Annotated in this window: 14 protein-coding genes; 6 read left to right on the top strand and 8 right to left on the bottom strand. The window is 61.1% G+C overall.

Annotation, left to right across the window (positions count from 1 at the left end; all coding sequences use genetic code 11):
• The first annotated feature begins 16 nt into the window (after window positions 1–16).
• From B5477_RS07070 to B5477_RS07060, 3 genes are read left to right on the top strand one after another with little or no spacing between them, the layout of a single operon-like run.
• Window positions 17–1351 carry an ABC transporter substrate-binding protein gene (locus B5477_RS07070; RefSeq protein ID WP_079699038.1) on the top strand — a complete coding sequence of 445 codons (1335 nt, stop codon included), beginning with the start codon at window positions 17–19 and terminating at the stop codon, window positions 1349–1351.
• Between the two features lie 57 nt (window positions 1352–1408).
• Complete coding sequence (locus B5477_RS07065; RefSeq protein ID WP_242942143.1) at window positions 1409–2308, top strand: carbohydrate ABC transporter permease; 900 nt, start codon at window positions 1409–1411, stop codon at window positions 2306–2308.
• A 31-nt stretch (window positions 2309–2339) separates the two neighbouring features.
• On the top strand, window positions 2340–3167 hold the full coding sequence (locus tag B5477_RS07060; RefSeq protein WP_079699037.1) for a carbohydrate ABC transporter permease: 828 nt from the start codon (window positions 2340–2342) through the stop codon (window positions 3165–3167).
• A gap of 69 nt (window positions 3168–3236) precedes the next feature.
• On the opposite strand, the gene B5477_RS07055 is transcribed toward B5477_RS07060, so the two are convergent.
• Together B5477_RS07055 and B5477_RS07050 are read right to left on the bottom strand one after the other, a co-directional pair.
• The gene (locus B5477_RS07055) at window positions 3237–4154 is read right to left on the bottom strand and encodes a carbohydrate kinase family protein (protein WP_079699036.1); all 918 of its coding nucleotides are present in this window, start codon (window positions 4152–4154) and stop codon (window positions 3237–3239) included.
• Window positions 4155–4226: 72 nt separating this feature from the next.
• Entirely contained in the window at window positions 4227–5081 is an 855-nt protein-coding gene (locus tag B5477_RS07050) for a class II fructose-bisphosphate aldolase (protein WP_159448962.1), read from the bottom strand.
• 265 nt (window positions 5082–5346) lie between these two features.
• On the opposite strand from B5477_RS07050, the gene B5477_RS07045 reads away from it, so the two are divergent.
• From B5477_RS07045 to B5477_RS07035, 3 genes are all read left to right on the top strand, one after another.
• Complete coding sequence (locus B5477_RS07045) at window positions 5347–6720, top strand: L-fucose/L-arabinose isomerase family protein (RefSeq protein WP_079699034.1); 1374 nt, start codon at window positions 5347–5349, stop codon at window positions 6718–6720.
• Between the two features lie 68 nt (window positions 6721–6788).
• The gene (locus B5477_RS07040) at window positions 6789–7817 is read left to right on the top strand and encodes a LacI family DNA-binding transcriptional regulator (protein ID WP_159448961.1); all 1029 of its coding nucleotides are present in this window, start codon (window positions 6789–6791) and stop codon (window positions 7815–7817) included.
• Window positions 7818–8064: 247 nt separating this feature from the next.
• A complete protein-coding gene (locus B5477_RS07035; protein ID WP_159448960.1) occupies window positions 8065–9318 on the top strand; it encodes a helix-turn-helix domain-containing protein in 1254 nt (417 codons plus the stop codon).
• Between the two features lie 89 nt (window positions 9319–9407).
• Here B5477_RS07035 and B5477_RS07030 read toward each other — a convergent pair whose 3' ends face one another.
• From B5477_RS07030 to B5477_RS07005, 6 genes are all read right to left on the bottom strand, one after another.
• Window positions 9408–10634: a metal-dependent hydrolase family protein gene (locus B5477_RS07030; RefSeq protein WP_079699031.1), complete on the bottom strand. Its 1227-nt coding sequence runs from the start codon at window positions 10632–10634 to the stop codon at window positions 9408–9410.
• A gap of 16 nt (window positions 10635–10650) precedes the next feature.
• On the bottom strand, window positions 10651–11877 hold the full coding sequence (locus B5477_RS07025; RefSeq protein ID WP_079699030.1) for a metal-dependent hydrolase family protein: 1227 nt from the start codon (window positions 11875–11877) through the stop codon (window positions 10651–10653).
• Between the two features lie 74 nt (window positions 11878–11951).
• Window positions 11952–13178: a metal-dependent hydrolase family protein gene (locus B5477_RS07020; RefSeq protein WP_159448959.1), complete on the bottom strand. Its 1227-nt coding sequence runs from the start codon at window positions 13176–13178 to the stop codon at window positions 11952–11954.
• A gap of 103 nt (window positions 13179–13281) precedes the next feature.
• On the bottom strand, window positions 13282–14130 hold the full coding sequence (locus B5477_RS07015) for a carbohydrate ABC transporter permease (protein ID WP_079699028.1): 849 nt from the start codon (window positions 14128–14130) through the stop codon (window positions 13282–13284).
• 5 nt (window positions 14131–14135) lie between these two features.
• Window positions 14136–15026, bottom strand: a complete 891-nt coding sequence (locus tag B5477_RS07010) for a carbohydrate ABC transporter permease (protein WP_079699027.1) — start codon at window positions 15024–15026, stop codon at window positions 14136–14138.
• Between the two features lie 86 nt (window positions 15027–15112).
• Window positions 15113–16459, bottom strand: a complete 1347-nt coding sequence (locus B5477_RS07005; protein ID WP_079699026.1) for an ABC transporter substrate-binding protein — start codon at window positions 16457–16459, stop codon at window positions 15113–15115.
• Window positions 16460–16468: the final 9 nt, after the last annotated feature.

The following is a 16468-nucleotide window of genomic DNA, read 5'->3' as shown; positions in this document are numbered from 1 at the left end:
GGAGTGCATTCAAACGATGAAAAAGACACTTTCCTTCCTGCTGATCGCAGGGATGGTCCTCGCCTCTTTTGCGGGCTGCTCCGGCGGCCAGAGCGAAGCCCCCGCAGAGTCCCAGACACCCGCCTCCTCTGAAGCCGCCCCCTCCTCCGGGGCGCCCGCCCCGGGCGAGCAGACGGTGATCGAATACATCGACCACTTCAACGAGGAGACCAAGGTCAACGGCGTCACCGCGGTGATCGAAAAGTTTGAAGCGAAGTATCCGCAGTACAAGGTCGAAGCGGCCCATACCAGCTCGGACACCTTCCTCGACCAGATCCGCACCCGCGTGGCGGCGGGCGACCCGTACGATGTGTTCATGGGGATCCTGACCGACTTCTCCGAGCTGGTCGACAAGGGCGAAATCCTTCCCCTGGAGGACCAGCCCTTCACCAGCCGGATCAACGAGGCCACCCTGGAGCCCGAAACCAAGGACGGGCATATCTGGGCGATCCCGACCAGCACCAGTATCGGCGGGGTCTATTACAACAAGAAGGTTTTTGAGGAGCAGGGGATCAAGGCGCCGACCACCCGCAGCGAGTTTAAAGCAGCCTGTGAGAAGCTGCAGGCCGCCGGGATTATCCCGATCAGCGGCGGCTATATGCAGGGCAACGTGGTGTTGGACAACGTGCAGTGGGTCTGCCATCCGCTGTGGCAGACGATGGGCGAAAACGACATCAACCGCAAGATCATGGACGGGGAAGCCAAGTTCGCCGATTCCAAGGCCTACCTCGAGGGGCTCAAGGTCTGGAATGAGATCGAGCTCGATTTCATGGACGCCAATGAGCTGAGCGTCGACCGTTCCGAGCGGGTGATCCAGCTGGCCAACGGGACGCTGGGCATGCTCGCCTCGGGCAGCTGGTCGGTGGGCGACATCCGCACCGCCGCCCCCGACGGCGAGTTCGGCTTCATCCCGGTCTGCGTGTTCGAGGAGGCCGAGAAGAACGGCGTCATCCTCGCCAACGACGACGGCTTCATGATCTCCGCCAAGGCCAAGAACCTCGAGGGCGCGCTCGCCTACATGGACTTTTTGACCAGCGAGGAGGGCGCAAAGGCCTGGCTGGAGAAATCCAAAACCATCTCCTCGATCAAGGGCCTGACCATGGACGACGCCGACCCGATGGTCCAGGAGATGCTCGCCCTGGTCGACAAGGGACAGCGCTACTACGCCAAGGACGCGGTCCAGTTCGAGGGCCCGGCCCTGACCAAGGCCAGGACCGTGTTCCGCTCCTATGTCGCCCTCCCGCCCGAGCAGCGCAAGGACTATGAAAACGCGCTCAAATGGCTGGACGACGAGTTTGACGCGATGAGATAGCACGAAGCCCGGCGGGGCGGCGCACGCCGCCCCGCCTTTTATAAAGAAGGTGATGATATGAACAGCACGACCGCCGCCCCGAAGAGGAGCGCCCCCCAGCGGATAGCCCGCTATATGAGGCGGGAGGCGCCCTATCTCGTCATGATCCTGCCCGCCTTTTTGTTTTTCTTCCTGTTCGTGCTGCTCCCGCTCATCGAGGGGATCCCGATCTCCTTCACCGAGTGGGACGGCTTCTCGGACGTTCGGCCCTTCGTGGGCTTCCAGAATTATGCCAAGCTCTTTCACGACAAGTTCGTCTACAACGCCGTGGGCAACACCCTGGAATTCACCATCTACGAGGTGGTCCTCTGCAACGTCCTCGGCCTGCTGATCGCCGTCTGGCTCAAGAAGGCCTGCGCGCACAACAACCTCTTCCGCACCCTGATCTTTATGCCGCACGTCATCTCGCTGCTGCTTTCCTCCTATATGGTGCGGTACATCTTCAATGAATTTTACAACGTCACCGGCGTGGTCAACATCCTGGCCGTCCCCAAGACGGTCATCATCGGCCTGGCGCTGATCGCCATCTGGCGGGACACCGGCTACTGTATGGTTATCTATCTCGCGGCCATCCAGGGGGTGGACGAATCCCTCTACGAGGTGGCCAGGATCGAGGGCGCAGGCAGAATAACCCAGTTCTTTAAGATCACCGTGCCGATGATCATGCCCGCCATCACCGCCAACGTGACGCTGCTGACCGCCTGGGGGCTCAAGCTCTACGACTACCCCATGGCCGCCACCGGGGGCGGCGGGCCCGGACGCGCGAGCGAATCGGTGAACATCTATATCTACAACAACATCTTCCCCTACTTCAAGGCCGGCTACGGCCAGGCGCTGGCGATCGTCTGGGTGATCGTCATCTTCATCATCACGCAGTGTATCCAGGGCTATCTGCGCCGCAAGGAGGTAGAGCTGTGATGAACACGCTGAAAAAAGGAGGGTTTCCCGCATGAAGACCAATCCCGTTTTGCGGGGAGTCAACTTCCTGCTCAAATTCCTGGTGGTGGCGCTCATGCTCTCCCCATTTTACCTGGCGTTCTGTTATGCCTTTAAACCCAAGGAGGAGATTACCACCTCGGGGCTGAGCTTCCCCACCCACCTATATTTGGACAACTTCAAAAACGCCTTTGAGCGCACCAACTTCCTGGTCCCGCTGAGCAACACCCTGCTGGTGACCGTGCTGAGCACCGCCGTGCTGACGGTGGCCTGCTCGATGGCAGCCTATGCCATCGCCCGGCGCAAGAGCCGAATCTACCAGGTTTTCGGCGCGCTGCTCATGCTGACCATCCTGGTGCCGTTCCACGCCTACATGCTCCCGCTCTACATGCGGCTGCAAAGCTGGGGGCTGATCAACACCCTCACCGGCTTTTCGATCGCCAAGATCGGCGCGCAGGTCGGCTTCTCGGTCATCATCATCAAGGGGTTCGTCAAGACCATCCCCATCGAAATCGAGGAGGCCACCTACATCGACGGGGGCGGGGTCTTCCGCAATTTCTTCTCGGTCGTCCTGCCGCTGATGAAGCCGATCATCATGACCTCGGTCATCATCAACGCTTTGGACGTCTGGAATGAATACGTCATCGGCGTGGTGGTGCTGCAAAAGCCCGACAAGTACATCCTCTCCCTGCTGCAATACACCTTCTTTGGGCAGTATTTCGTCAACCTGGGGCAGGCGTTCGCCATCTTCACCATCTCAATGATCCCCATTCTGGTGCTCTATTTCATCTTCCAGCGCTTCATCATCAGCGGGATCGTGATGGGCGGCGTCAAGGGATAACCGCTTACCTCCATATATGGCTCATGGCCACCTCCTTGGAGGTGGCCATGAGCCTATACCCTATCTCGTCTATTCCCCGTCCAGCACCCCTTGCAGCTGCTCCCGGCTTTCGATCCCGGAGGTGGCCCCGGTCCTGCGCACCGCGAGCGAGGCCGCGGCGTTCGCCAGCCGGCAGCACCCGGCGAGGTCCTCCCCCTCGAGCAGCCCGGCAATAAAGCCGCTGGCAAAGCAGTCCCCCGCCCCGGTGGTGTCCACCGCCCCGGTCAAAAAGGCCGGGGATTGATGGGAGCCCTTTTGGTTTTTTGCAAGGCACCCCCGCTTCCCGGTTTTGACCAGCGCCGTCCCCACCCCAAAGCGCAGGATCATTTCGGCGGCCCTTTCGGGGTCGCGCTCGCCGGTGAGGGTCTCGGCCTCCTCGAGGTTCGGGAAAAAGTAGTCGACGAGCGGCCAGAGCTCGCGGTACTGCTCCATCACGGCCCCCGGCGGGCAGACCGCGTCGGTGCAGAGGACCGCGCCCATTTCCTTTGCCTGCCGCGCGCAGGAGAGCGCGAATCCAAGGTCCAAAAAGGGCGGCTGGTAGAGGCTCGCCAGAGTCACTACCTTCGCCTTTGGCAGCCGCAGCTCCCGCGGCAGGCGCGGCAGGCTTTCGGGCGGGGGGCTGACGAAGCTGCGCTGGCCGTCCGTGCGGATCATTACCACGCTCACCGGGGAAGGACGGTGTTGATCCCTGTGGCACATCGAGAGGTCCACTCCCGCATGAGAGAGCTGCCCGGCGATAAAGTCGGCGGCGTTCCCCTCCCCAAGGGCTGCGAGCAGACCGGCGCGCTTGCCAAGACGGGTGAGCACCACCGCCTCGTTGAGCGCGTCGCCGCCCACGCAAAGCTCCACCTGCCGCGCCGGGTTGATTTCCCTCTCCGGGTCGAACCGGCCGAGCCCCCGCACCAGGACGTCCACGCAGGCCGCCCCGATGGTCAATACATCCAGCATGAGGGTTCCTCCTTTCTTTTATAAAACGAGGGCGGGTGCAAATTGCTCCCCGCCCCCGCCACGGATATGGATTCAGATCCCTGCGAAGAGCTTCATCCGCTCCTCGACCACCTGCGCCACCGCCTCCTTGGCCGCGGCGAAGAGGTCCAGGTTGTGGCGGATGTCCGGATCATCGGCCTGCAGCTGGTAGATTTTCTGCTGATAGGCCGTCACCAGGTCGGTGGCGACGTTGATCTTGGCAATCCCCGCCTGCACCGCCTCGGCGATCTTGTCCTCGGGCGTGCCCGAGCCGCCGTGCATCACCAGCGGCAGGGACACCTTGGCGGCGATTTCCCTCAGACGCGGGATGTTGATTTCGGGCTTAAAGCCCTTCGGGTACGCCCCGTGCATAGTGCCGATCGAGACGGCCAGCGCGTCGATCCCGGTGCGCTCGGCGAACTCGGCGGCCTCGGCGGGGTCGGTCTGGAAGGCCTCGGCCACGGTGACCTCCTCGTCCCCCTCGTTGCCCGGCAGGCGTCCGATCTCCGCCTCGACGCTCACCCCGCAGGCGTGCGCGACCTTGACGACCTCTTTCGTGAGCTCGATGTTCTTTTCCAGCGGGAAGCGGGATGCGTCGATCATCACCGAAGTGAAGCCTCCCCGGATCGCACCGACGATCATCTCATAGCTGCGGTAGTGGTCGGCGTGCAGGGCGATCTCGACGTCCAGCTCGTCGGCGATCGAGCGGGCCATGGCCGTCACCCGTGCAAAGCCCCCCATGTCCAGGGCCATCTGATCCCCCACGATATAGATGGCCGGCTGATGGAGCTTCTTGGCGGTTTCGGCGATGGCACGGGCGCTGTCATAGTTAAAAGCCAGAAAGCCCCCTACCCCGCGATGCCCCGCGCGCGCCTTAATCAGCATTTCCTTCATCGATACCAGCGGCATAAATACTCCTCCTTCTTCGTTTTGAGATCTGTGGAAACGATTGACAATGTGTAACAAAAGGTGTACTATATGCATTATCAGGTATATTAACGTTAATGTCAAGCTATTTTTTAAGTTTTATGCAAGTTTATTTCAATTATTTTACGTTCTATGCAAATTATCTGCTGTAAATTTGGACAAAAGGCCAATTACTCTGTAAAATTAGTTTCAATTTATATGAACGATAATATTGCAGCAAAATTACATTGAGAAAGGACCAACCGCCATGCTGAATCATCCAGTCAAAATAGGCTTCGCCCCCACCAAGCGGGACGTTTTCACCAATCCGGAAGCCCTCACCATACGCCGGCAGATCAAGGAGCGGGTGCTCTCCCTCGGGATCGAGCTGGTGGACATCGAGGGGATCAACGAGGACAGCCTTTTGCAGTTCCCCTCGGACATCGAAAAAGCGGTCAAAATCTATAAGGAGGCCGGAGTGGACGGGCTCTTCTGCCCGCATTGCAACTTCGGCGCCGAATCGGTGGTGGCGCGAATCGCCGCCGCCGTAGGCAAGCCGGTCCTGCTGTGGGGCCCGCGCGACGGCGCCCCCGCCCCCTTTGACGGCAGGACCCGCGACTCGTTGTGCGGGCTGTTCGCCACCGGCAAGGTGCTGCGCCGCTTTAACGTCCCCTTCACCTACCTGACCAACTGCGGCGCCGAGGAGGAGTCCTTCGCCTTTGGGGTGCGCTCCTTCGCGGCGGTCTGTGCGGTCGTGCGCGACTTTCGCAGCACCCGGGTGCTGCAGATCAGCACCCGGCCCGAGCCCTTCTGGACGGTCATGTTTAACGAGGGCGAGCTGCTCGAACGCTTCGGGCTGCAGGTCTTCCCGGTGACGCTGCAGGAGGTGGTCTGCGAGCTGGAGCGCCTCGAGCGCGAGGAAGCGCCCGCCGTGGCCGAGGCCATGCGCGACATTCGCTGCCGCCTCAACTGCGGCGAGGCCGACGAGGAACAGCTACTGCGCATGGCCCGGCTGCTGGTGGGGGTGCAGAACCTCGCCGGCAAAAACGGCTGCAACAGCGTGGCCATCCAGTGCTGGGAGCCGCTGCAGCGCGCCGTGGGCGCCGCCTGCTGCACCGTCAACGGGATCCTGACCGAACGCGGGCTGCCCGTCGCCTGCGAGCGCGCCAGTTCGGTTTTCTTCGCCGACCTGACCATCCGCCATCCCGACAACGACAACAGCGTCCTGCTCTGGCACTGCGGCAACTTCCCGCCGAGTTTAGCCATCGACGCCAAGGCGCGAGCGCTCTCGGTGCTGCACAACCCCTTTGGGGACTGCGCCTCCCAGAGCAACTGGGAAATCCGCCATGGGGACATCACAGTCTGCCGCTTCGACGGCGACCACGGCGAATACCGCCTGATGATCGGCGAAGGCAAGGGCGTGGACGGCCCGCCGACCGTGGGGACCTATTCCTGGTTCGAGGTGGACAGCTGGCCGCGCTGGGAACGGCATCTCGTCGAGGGGCCCTATATCCACCACTGTGCCGGCGCGCACGGGCGTTTCGGGCACATCCTCTACGAGGCCTGCAAATATCTCGGCATAGAAGCCGACCCCATTTCCCCCCGCGCCGAAGAATTTCGCGACCGCTGGCTCGGCCGGTAGTGGACAAACTGAGGAAAATAAACTAAAATATGGTAGTATACAAATATCTTTCACATGGGGTTGGCAGAATGAACATGAATGGAAAGCAACGGGTCACCATGAAAGACATCGCCCAGCACACCGGGTATTCGATCAACACCGTTTCCCAGGTGTTGCGGGGGATCTACCCTTCCGGCCCTACCTGCGACAAGGTGCTCGCCGCCGCCAAGGAACTGGGCTATATCGGCAACTCGATCGCGAGCTCGATGCGCCTGGGGTCCACCAAGACCATCGCCATCATCCAGAGCGACATCTCCAACCCCTATTTCGGGCGGCTGATCCGCAACTTCGTCAACATCCTGTCCGAACGGGGCTACACCGCCACCATTTACAACACCGACAACGTCCTCTCCCACGAGAGGGCCGCGGTGATCTCGGCGATCCGCCAGAACGTCGACGGCATACTCTTCGGCCCGGACGACATCCATTCGGGCGAGAGCGTGGAGTTCCTTTACAATTCCCGCATCCCCTTCGTGGTCTTTGCCAACGACGTGAGCAATCCGAACATCTCTTCGGTGCGGATCGACGAGGTCAAGGGCGGGTTCCTCGCCACCAGGCACTTAATCTCGCAGGGCTGCCGCAACATCGTCATGGCCACCGCGCCCAAGGGGATCCTTTCCGCCCAGCTGCGGCTGGAGGGGTACCGTCAGGCGCTGGAAAAGAGCTCGCTTCCCTACCGCAACGCCAACATCCTTTCAGTGCCCAGCGTCTTCGCCTCCCAGGGCGGGCACCGCCGGGCCTGGAAGGAGGTCTGCGCCCAGCTTGCGCAGCTGCCCTTCGACGGGATCGTCGCCTTCAGCGACCAGGTGGCGCTCAAGCTCCTGCAGGGGCTGCGCGAGCAGGGCTTCGAGCGCATCGCGATCGACCAAATCCCCATCGTGGGCTTCGACAATATCCTGGAGGCCTTCCCGCTGCCGCTGCCGCTCTCCAGCATAGGCTGCGCGGGGGAGGACATCGCGCACGCCTCCCCGCGCCTGCTGCTCGAGATGATCGAAAAGGGGGAAGATTTCGTCCCCCAAAAGCTGGTGCTGGACGTCAAGGTCTATAAACGCCAATGAACCCATCCGTCGGAAAAACCCCCGGGGAAGTATCTGCTTCCCCGGGGGTTTTATACGATGCGCCAGAGGGAGAAGACGCATAAATTTGTCCGTTATTCCGTCACCCAATAACCGAACATCCGATGGGATTCGATCCGATTCGCCCTCCATTGCGATTTGGATGGGCGGGTGCTATAATTAAAACATGGCGTATGGTTTGTCTGCCCGCGGGCAGAACAAACGATAAAATTTTACCTTGGAGTATATGATGTCTGAATTTATATCCATCCTTCCCCCGTTTTGTTCCAGCCTCGACAAGCGCAAGCTCTACAGCTTTGATGTACAGATCATCGAGACGCCCACCCGTCCGGTTGTCTTTCAGCGCTCCCGCTTTTTCTTTTTCACCTCCGGCAAGGGGAAGCTGCAAATTCAGGACGTCGAATACGACGTCCTGCCCGGCGTGCTGGTCGCGCTCCATCCCTGGCAGGTCCTGCGCATAAGCCAGGTCGAAAAGCACCTGCAATGCAAGGTGATCGACTACTGCTTCGATACGCTGAATATGCTCCTGCGCAGCTACTACAATACCGAAAACAAGCCGCTTCAGATCATCGAAAGGATGTCCGTGCAGCCTATCGTCTACTGCGACAAGGAGCAGCAGGAGACGATCCGGGCCATCTTTGGCACCATCGAGCAGGAGACCGGCCGGGAATCTCTGCTGGTGTCGGAAAACACCCTCGAGCTCGCCGGAATCTATACCGTCAACAAGATTCTGGAGCTGATCGTCCTGTTCTGCCGCATGGTCACCCCCGCGAAGGAGCTGCCCGCACGCCAGGGCAGCGATGCGCAGAAGGTCGTGCTCTTCCAGTACATGTACGCGCACCTCAACGAAAACCTGACGCTCAAAAAGCTCGCCCAGAGCTTTTATCTGAGCGAATCCACCATCAGCACCTACATCCGCAACACCATGGGGCATTCCTTTTACGACCTGATCGACGAAATGCGCATCGGGCGCGCGAGCAACTTCCTGCTCTACACCGACCTGACGCTGGAGGAGCTCGCCGGAATCCTGGGCTATGTGGACCCCGCGCACATGTCCAAGCTCTTCTTCGCCAAGGTCAACATGAAAATCACCGAATACCGCAAGGCCTACCAGCGGGTGAGCGACATCTGCAAGATCAAGGAGACCCGCAAGAGCTATGAGATCGTGGCCTACCTCTACCGCCGCTACCAGGAGGACGTGCGTATGAAGGACCTGATCGAAAACTTCGGGATGGGCGCCGTCGAGATCAACCGGATCCTTTTGCAGTATGTGGAAAAGAACTTCGGGGATTTCGTCAACTACCTGCGGATCAACAAGTCCTGCCAGCTCCTCGTGGAGACCGACCATCCCCAGGTGGACATCGCCGTGGAGGTGGGCTATAACACGCTCAAGACCTTCCAGCGCAATTTCTACCGCTTCCAGGGCATGACCCCCAGCAAGTACCGCTCGACCGTGAGGCGGCCCGGAGAGGGAAAAAAATGAATCCGCGCCAGCCGGGCTGAATCAAGATAAAATAAGCCTCTGTGGAAAGGGTGTCTGCCCTTTCCACAGAGGCTTATTTAAATATTGGCTCAGTCAATCCGTTTTTTTACCTTGCCGTCCTGGAGCACCACCTTGATGTTCTCCTGGTCTGCCAGCAGCGCAATGTCCTGCAGCGGGTTCCCCTTGCAGACGACGATGTCGGCCAGCTTCCCGCACTCCAGGGTGCCGAGCTCCTGCTCGCGCATGACGATATGCGCCCCGGTCTTGGTGGCCGCCACGATCGCCTCCATGGGGCTGAGCCCCCCTTCGCTGACCAGCAGCGGGAATTCCAGCCCATCCAGACGAAAATCCGTCACCTCGCCCCCGCCGTAGTCCGCGCCGAAGCCGATGGTGACTCCCATCTCATGCGCCAGGCGCAGGGTCTCCCCCTTCTTGGCGCAGGCCGCCTTGAGCTTGGGCCCGACCCAGGGGGCGCGCTTGTCGAGGTTTTGCAGCGAGATATGGCCGGTGGCCAGGGTCGGAACGATCCAGCCGCCGATCTTCATCAAATCCTCGCAGGCGCGCTCGTCGATGTAGGAGGCGTGCTCGATCGAACGCACCCCGGCCCTGATCGCCGCACGGATTCCGTCGATCCCGTGCGCGTGGATCGCCACATAGCTGCCGTAGTTCTCCGCCTCCTGCACGAAGGCGCGCAGCTCCTCGTCCGAATACTCCCGGGTGAAGAGCTTATTGCCCTGGCAGGCTACGCCCGCGGTCCCCATCACCTTGATGAAGTCGCACTTCTCCCGGAAGTGCATGCGCACCGTGCGGCGCACCTCGGTGACCCCGTCGGCAATCTCGGAGGCGAAGTTGCGGTCGTGATGCTTGGTGAACTCGATCGGGAAGTCCTTGATGTAATCGAGGTGCCCGCCGGTCTGGATCACGCATCTGCCCGATGAGCAGATACGCGGCCCGTCGATCAGCCCCTCCTCCCAGGCGCCTTTCAGATAGTTGGTCATCCCGCCGCACTCCCGCAACGTGGTGAAGCCCCCGTCGAGCAGGACCTTCATCTCGCTCACCACCCGGCAGACCGCGTGGTAGGCATGCTCGCGGTAGATGCGAAAATAGTCGTCGCCCAGCCCCAAGTGGCAGTGCCCCTCGATGAAGCCGGGCAGGATGGTCCCGTCCCCGACCTCGATCACCTCGGCGTTTTCGGGGACCGGGTATTCCCACTCGTTACAGACCGCTATGATCCTGTTGCCCTCCACCGCCACCGCGCCCCGCTCGATGGGCGCGCCGCCGTTGCCGTCGATAACCCGGCCTTTCAGTACATACATGGCACGATTCTCCCTCTTATGAAATCTGCTTCTTGATCTTGCCGTCCTGGATTACCACCTTGATGTTCTGGGCCTTCCCGAGCAGGGCGATGTCCTCGAGCGGGTTGCCCTTGCAGACGACGACGTCGGCGAGCTTCCCGCGCTCCAGCGTACCGAGCTCGTCCTCGCGCATGAGCAGGCGCGAGCTGGTCCTGGTACCGGCAACGATCGCCTCCATCGGCGTCATGCCGGCCTCCTCCACCAGCAGCGGGAATTCCAGGCCGTTGTTGCCGTGCACCGTGATGGTGCCCCCGCCGAAGTCGCACCCGCAGGCGATGGTGACCCCCGCCTTGTGCGCTCTCTTGAGGTTCTCCCCCTTCATCGCCTTGATCTTGGTCATCTTCTCCTTGACCCAGGGCGCGCGCTCGTCGATGTGCTGCCAGGAGAGGTAGCTCGTCGCCAGGGTGGGCACCAGCCAGGCGTCCTTTTTGAGCATGAGCTCGATCCCCTCTTCGTCGATCAGGGTGCCGTGTTCGATGCACTTGATCCCGTTGTGGAGCGCCGCGTTGATCGCCACCGGCGCGTGCGCGTGGATGCACACATAGCTGCCGTAGTTGTCCGCCTCGGCGGCGAAGGCGCGCAGCTCCTCGTCCGAAAACTCGCGGGTGAAGAGCTTGTTGCCCTGGCAGGAGATTCCAGGGCCCCCCATCACCTTGATGACATCGCACTTCTCACGAAAATGCATGCGCACCGTGCGGCGCACGTTGTCCACCCCGTCGCAGATTTCCGAGGTGATGTTGCGGTCGGGGTGCATGGTGAACTCGATGGGATAGTCCTTGATGAAATCCCAGTGCCCGCCGCTCTGGGCGATCGACTTGCCGGCCGAGCAGATGCGCGGCCCCGCGATCAGCCCCTCCTCCCAGGGGGCTTTGAGATAGTTGGAGATCCCCCCCACCTCGCGGATCGAGGTGAAGCCCGCGTCCAGAATCTGCTTCATATCCCGGATGCACTCGCAGACCCCATGGTAGGCGTGCCGCTGGTAAATGCGGTAATAGTCGTCCCCCACCCCCATATGGACGTGGGTGTCGATGAAGCCGGGCAGGATGGTCCCGTCCCCGACCTCGATCACCTCGGCGTTTTCGGGGACCGGGTATTCCCACTCGTTACAGACCGCCGCGATCCTGTTCCCATCCACCGCGACGATCCCCCGCTCGATGGGTTCGCCGCCTCTCCCGTCGATGACGCGGCCCTTTAAAATCAGCATAATACCATCGCCTTTCCCAAATAGTTATTGATCTTGCTTTTTCCAGGTGTGTTTGGTCATCGGTGCGCACCCCCTTACGAAATATGCTTCTTGATCCTGCCGCCCTGCACGACCACCTTGATGTTCTCAGGTCTGCTCAGCTTCCAGATGTCGGCGAGCGGGTCGCCCTGGCAGACCACCACGTCCGCCAGCTTGCCCGGGGTGAGGGTGCCGATTTCGTCCTCCATCAGCAGCAGCTTGGAGCCGGTCTTGGTCCCGGCGACGATCGCTTCCATCGGGCTCATGCCGGTCTTCTCCACCAGCAGCGGGAACTCCAGGCCGTTGTTGCCGTGCACCGTGATGGTGCCCCCGCCCAGGTCCGCCCCGCAGCAGATGGCGACCCCCGCCTCATAGGCCATGCGCAGGGTGCGCTCCTGGCATTCGTCGGCCAGACGCTCCTTCTCCTTGACCCAGGGCGCGCGCTCGTCGATGTGCTGCCAGGAGAGATAGCCCGTCGCCAGGGTCGGGATCAGCCAGGCGCCCTGGCGGACCATCATTTCGATCCCCTCCTCGTCGATGAAGGTGCCGTGCTCGACCGAGCGCACCCCCGCGCGCAGCCCCGCCTTGATGGCCTCGGTGCCGTGCGCGTGGATGGCGACATAGGTGCCGTAGTTTTGGGCCTCCTGCACGAAGGCGCGCAGTTCCTCGTCGGAAAACTCCCGGGTCATCAGCTTGTTGCCCTGGCAGGAGGTGCCCGCCCCGCCCATGACCTTCAAAAAGTCGCACTTTTCCCGGAAATGCATGCGGGCCGTGCGGCGCACGTTGTCCACCCCGTCGCAGATTTCGGTGGTGATGTTGCGGTCGGGGTGCTTGGTAAACTCAATGGGATAGTCCTTGATGAAGTCGAAGTGCCCGCCGCTCTGGGCGATGCATTTACCGGAAGAGAAGAGGCGCGGCCCGTCGATCAGCCCCTCCTCCCAAGGCGCCTTGAGATAGTTGGAGATCCCCCCGCACTCTCTTATCGAGGTGAAGCCCGCGTCCAGGATCTGTCTCATATCCCGCACGCATTCACAGACCCCGTGGTAGGCGTGGCGCTGGTAGATCCGGTAGAAGTCGTCCCCGACCCCCATATGTACATGCTGGTCGATGAAGCCGGGCAGGATGGTCCCGTCCTCGATTTCGATCACCTCGGCGTTCTGGGGGATCGGGTATTCCCAGTCGTTACAGACCGCTGTGATCCGCTCCCCCTCGATGGCGACGAGCCCCCGCTCGATGGGCTCGCCTCCGTTTCCGTCGATGACCCGGCCCTTTAAAATGAGCATAAGAATCCTCCTAAAGATCGTTGTCTCGGTGTTTTTGGGCGCAAAATTACCCTGCCCCCAGGGCATAGCCGCCGCCGGCAGGGGCAGGGCGCATTTGGAAGGCTTATCCCTTCACCGCACCGACGGTCAGCCCGCGGACAAAATACTTCTGGGTGCAGATGAAGAGGATGATGATCGGGATGGACGAGATCGCCATGCCCGCCATCAGCTGGCCCCAGTCGGTGCCGCTCTCCCCCTTGAGGGAGTTGAGCCCATAGGGGATGGTCTTGAGCGCCGCTGATTCGGTGTAAATGAGGGAAAACAAGAAGTCGTTCCAGACGTAGCGCGCCGTCAGCAATATCCCGGTCGCCATGATCGGCTTGCTGATCGGGACGAGGATTCGCCAGAAGATCATGAAGCTGGTGCAGCCGTCGATACAGGCCGCCTCCTCGATGTCCTTGGGCACGGTCATGAAATACGACCACATCAAAAACATGGTGTACGGCACGCGGAACGCCGTATAGACCAGGATCAGCCCGAGATAGCTGTCATAGAGGTGCAGCGCCTGCAAAATCTTGTAGTTGGAGATCAGGCTGACCTGGGGGGCGAGCATCAGCCCGCAGAGCAGGAACAAAAACCAGAACCGCCGCGAGCGGAAGCGGTAGCGGCTCAACGGGAAGGCCGCCAGCGCGGACACCGTCGCCACCAGCAGCGACGAGGCCACGGTGATGAAAACGCTGTTGAGGAAGAAGCGGCTGATGCCGATCTTCCAGACGCCGAGATAGTTTTTGAGGCTCCACTCGGCCGGGAGCTTGAAGGGGCTGATCAGCAGCTCGGTCGTGCTCTTGAAGCCGCTGACGGCCACCCACAGCATGGGATAGAGCGCGCCGACGAGCATGACGACAAAGAGAAGGATCACTAAAAACCGCAGCACGATCTGGCCGGCCGTCAGCTTGATTCCTGAACTTTTCATCCCTGTCACCTCCCGGAAGGCTGGCTCGCGCTGTCGATCCCAAACATACGGATCTGTGCGATGGACAGCACGAAGGTAATAACGAAAACAACCGCCCCAACCGCCGAGGCGTAGCCCATGGCGTCCTCGCGGAAGCCCGAGCGGAACAGCAGGGTGCCCAGCACCTCCGACGCGCGGCCGGGGCCGCCGTTGGTCATGACGTACACCTCGTCGAACACCTTGAACGCGCCGATCAGGGTGGTGGTCAGGTTGAGCAGTAGCATCTCCTTGACGTTCGGCACCGTCACATAGAAAAAGCTCTGGATCGGGTTGGCCCCGTCGATCTCGGCGGCCTCGTAAAAGTCGTCGGGAATCTTCTGGATCGCCACCACGAACAGCATGGTGGTATAGCCGACGAACTGCCACTGGGAGGAGGCGATCACGCAGAAGATCGCGGTCGAGGCGTTGCCCAGCCAGTCGATGGCGATGGCCCCAAGGCCGATCTGCTGCAGTGCCTTGTTGACAAAGCCCATGTTGGGATTGAGCATCAGCTGCCACATGAGCGCCACCACCGTCATCGAGAGCAGGGACGGCACGAAGAACACGGTGCGGCAGAACCCGCCCAGACGGCGGATCCACTTCTGCTCGAGCATGGCGGCCAGCGCCAGGGCGATCCCGACCTGGAAGGTGACCGAGATCACCGCAAACAGGATGTTGTTTTTCAGCGCGATCCAGAAGCTGCTGTCCTGCAGCAGGCGGGTATAGTTGGCCAGCCCCACCCACACCTTGGCCGAATAGGTGTTCCAGCGGAACAGGCTGTAGTAAAAATTGAGCCCCACAGCTATGTAGATAAAGACCGATACCAAAACGATTGCGGGCAGCAGGTACAAAAATGCGCCGCGGGAATTCTTATACATCGGGGTCCCCCCTCATCTGAATATGAGCCCTTGGGCCGCCCGCCGGGCAACGCTGCCTGCGGGCGGCCCCGTTTAAGCTCTGGTGTTTATTGCTCCGCCTTCACGCGGGCCGCCTCGGCCTGCACCTCGGACATGATCTGCTCGGGCGACTTGGTGGTGAACAGCTCCTGGATGTCGGACTGGTAGACGCTGGCGACCGAGCCGTCCATCTCCAGGTCGATGACCGCGATGAAGCCCTTGCACTGGTTGATGATGTCCATCGCCTTGATCAGCTGCGGGAAGGAATCCTCCGGGCTGGTCGCGACCGCGGAGATGGTGGAGACGAAGCCGAGGTCCTTCTGCATCTGGAGCTGGTTCTCCTCGTTGTAGAAGTATTCCAGGAAGTCGATGACCGTCTCGGGGCTCTTGCAAGTCGAAGAGACCGCGAACTGGTCCACCCAGGCGACCATCATGTCGAGGTCGCCCTTCGCACCCTCGACGACCGGCAGGGCGAAGACGTCCCAGCTGCCCTCTTCCATCTTGTCGAGGTAGTAGCTCTTGAAGCTGGCGCACTGGTCGTAGATCATCGCGGTCTGGCCGGCGTTGAACATCTCGCGCGCGATGTTCTGCGAGGTGGAGGGCATGCCGTCCATGAAGTAGCCCTTGTCGTTCATCCCCTTAAGCAGGTTCAGCGCCTCGACATATCCGGGGTCGTCGAACGCGCCGGTGGTCAGATAGTAGTCGTCGTTGAGGGTGTCCCAGGGCACCAGCTGCACATTGAGCGCCGAGATGTAATGCGCCGCGGCCCAGCCCTCGCCGTTGCCCAGCGCGATCGGGGTGACCCCGGCGGACTTGAGCGTTTCGCAAACGTCCATGAATTCATTCCAGGTCTTGGGGATCGTGATCGAGTTCTCCTCGAAAATCTTGGTGTTGTAGAGCACGAAGTTGACGCAGGTGCGGATCGGGAGGCTGTACTGCTTGCCGTCCACCTGCCCGGTGGTCAGGATTCCCTGGTTGAAGGAGCCCTTGAACTCGTCGCTCATCAGGGAATCCAGCTCCAGGATCGCCCCGTTCTTCGCAAAACGGGAGACCCATTCGCCGTCCCAGGTGAAAAAGAGGTCCGGCACGTCGTTGCCGCCGAGCATGACGCGGATCTTTTCCTTATAAGGCTCGTTGGGCACGACCTCGGTCTCGATCTTCACGTTGGGGTTCTTCTCCATGTAGCTGTTGACCAGGTTGTCCCAGTAGGGCAGCCGGTCCTCTTCCGCCCACTGATGCATAAACTTGAAGGTCACCTGGTCCCCTTCGGCGGTGGAGGCCGCCGGGGTGCTCCCGGCCTCGGAGCCGGAAGCGGGCGCGCCGCTGCCGGAATCGGACTGCGTGCTGGAGCTGCAGCCGGCAAACACGCTCAAGGACAGCAAAGTGGCGAGAACGATACTACCTGCTTTTTTCATTTTGACCCT

Origin of the sequence: Provencibacterium massiliense, from assembly GCF_900169495.1 — a bacterium.
In the GTDB taxonomy this organism is placed as follows: Bacteria; Bacillota; Clostridia; order Oscillospirales; family Ruminococcaceae; genus Harryflintia; species Harryflintia acetispora.
Note: the sequence above shows the minus strand (reverse complement) of the source record. Positions and strands in the feature narration are given on the sequence as shown.

What these genes read in the sequence shown, in the direction of transcription:
- B5477_RS07070 (WP_079699038.1), top strand. Translation starts at nt 17, where the DNA reads ATGAAAAAGACACTTTCCTTCCTGCTGATCGCAGGGATGGTCCTCGCC.
- B5477_RS07065 (WP_242942143.1), top strand. Translation starts at nt 1,409, where the DNA reads ATGAACAGCACGACCGCCGCCCCGAAGAGGAGCGCCCCCCAGCGGATA.
- B5477_RS07060 (WP_079699037.1), top strand. Translation starts at nt 2,340, where the DNA reads ATGAAGACCAATCCCGTTTTGCGGGGAGTCAACTTCCTGCTCAAATTC.
- B5477_RS07055 (WP_079699036.1), bottom strand. Translation starts at nt 4,154, where the DNA reads ATGCTGGATGTATTGACCATCGGGGCGGCCTGCGTGGACGTCCTGGTG.
- B5477_RS07050 (WP_159448962.1), bottom strand. Translation starts at nt 5,081, where the DNA reads ATGCCGCTGGTATCGATGAAGGAAATGCTGATTAAGGCGCGCGCGGGG.
- B5477_RS07045 (WP_079699034.1), top strand. Translation starts at nt 5,347, where the DNA reads ATGCTGAATCATCCAGTCAAAATAGGCTTCGCCCCCACCAAGCGGGAC.
- B5477_RS07040 (WP_159448961.1), top strand. Translation starts at nt 6,789, where the DNA reads ATGAACATGAATGGAAAGCAACGGGTCACCATGAAAGACATCGCCCAG.
- B5477_RS07035 (WP_159448960.1), top strand. Translation starts at nt 8,065, where the DNA reads ATGTCTGAATTTATATCCATCCTTCCCCCGTTTTGTTCCAGCCTCGAC.
- B5477_RS07030 (WP_079699031.1), bottom strand. Translation starts at nt 10,634, where the DNA reads ATGTATGTACTGAAAGGCCGGGTTATCGACGGCAACGGCGGCGCGCCC.
- B5477_RS07025 (WP_079699030.1), bottom strand. Translation starts at nt 11,877, where the DNA reads ATGCTGATTTTAAAGGGCCGCGTCATCGACGGGAGAGGCGGCGAACCC.
- B5477_RS07020 (WP_159448959.1), bottom strand. Translation starts at nt 13,178, where the DNA reads ATGCTCATTTTAAAGGGCCGGGTCATCGACGGAAACGGAGGCGAGCCC.
- B5477_RS07015 (WP_079699028.1), bottom strand. Translation starts at nt 14,130, where the DNA reads ATGAAAAGTTCAGGAATCAAGCTGACGGCCGGCCAGATCGTGCTGCGG.
- B5477_RS07010 (WP_079699027.1), bottom strand. Translation starts at nt 15,026, where the DNA reads ATGTATAAGAATTCCCGCGGCGCATTTTTGTACCTGCTGCCCGCAATC.
- B5477_RS07005 (WP_079699026.1), bottom strand. Translation starts at nt 16,459, where the DNA reads ATGAAAAAAGCAGGTAGTATCGTTCTCGCCACTTTGCTGTCCTTGAGC.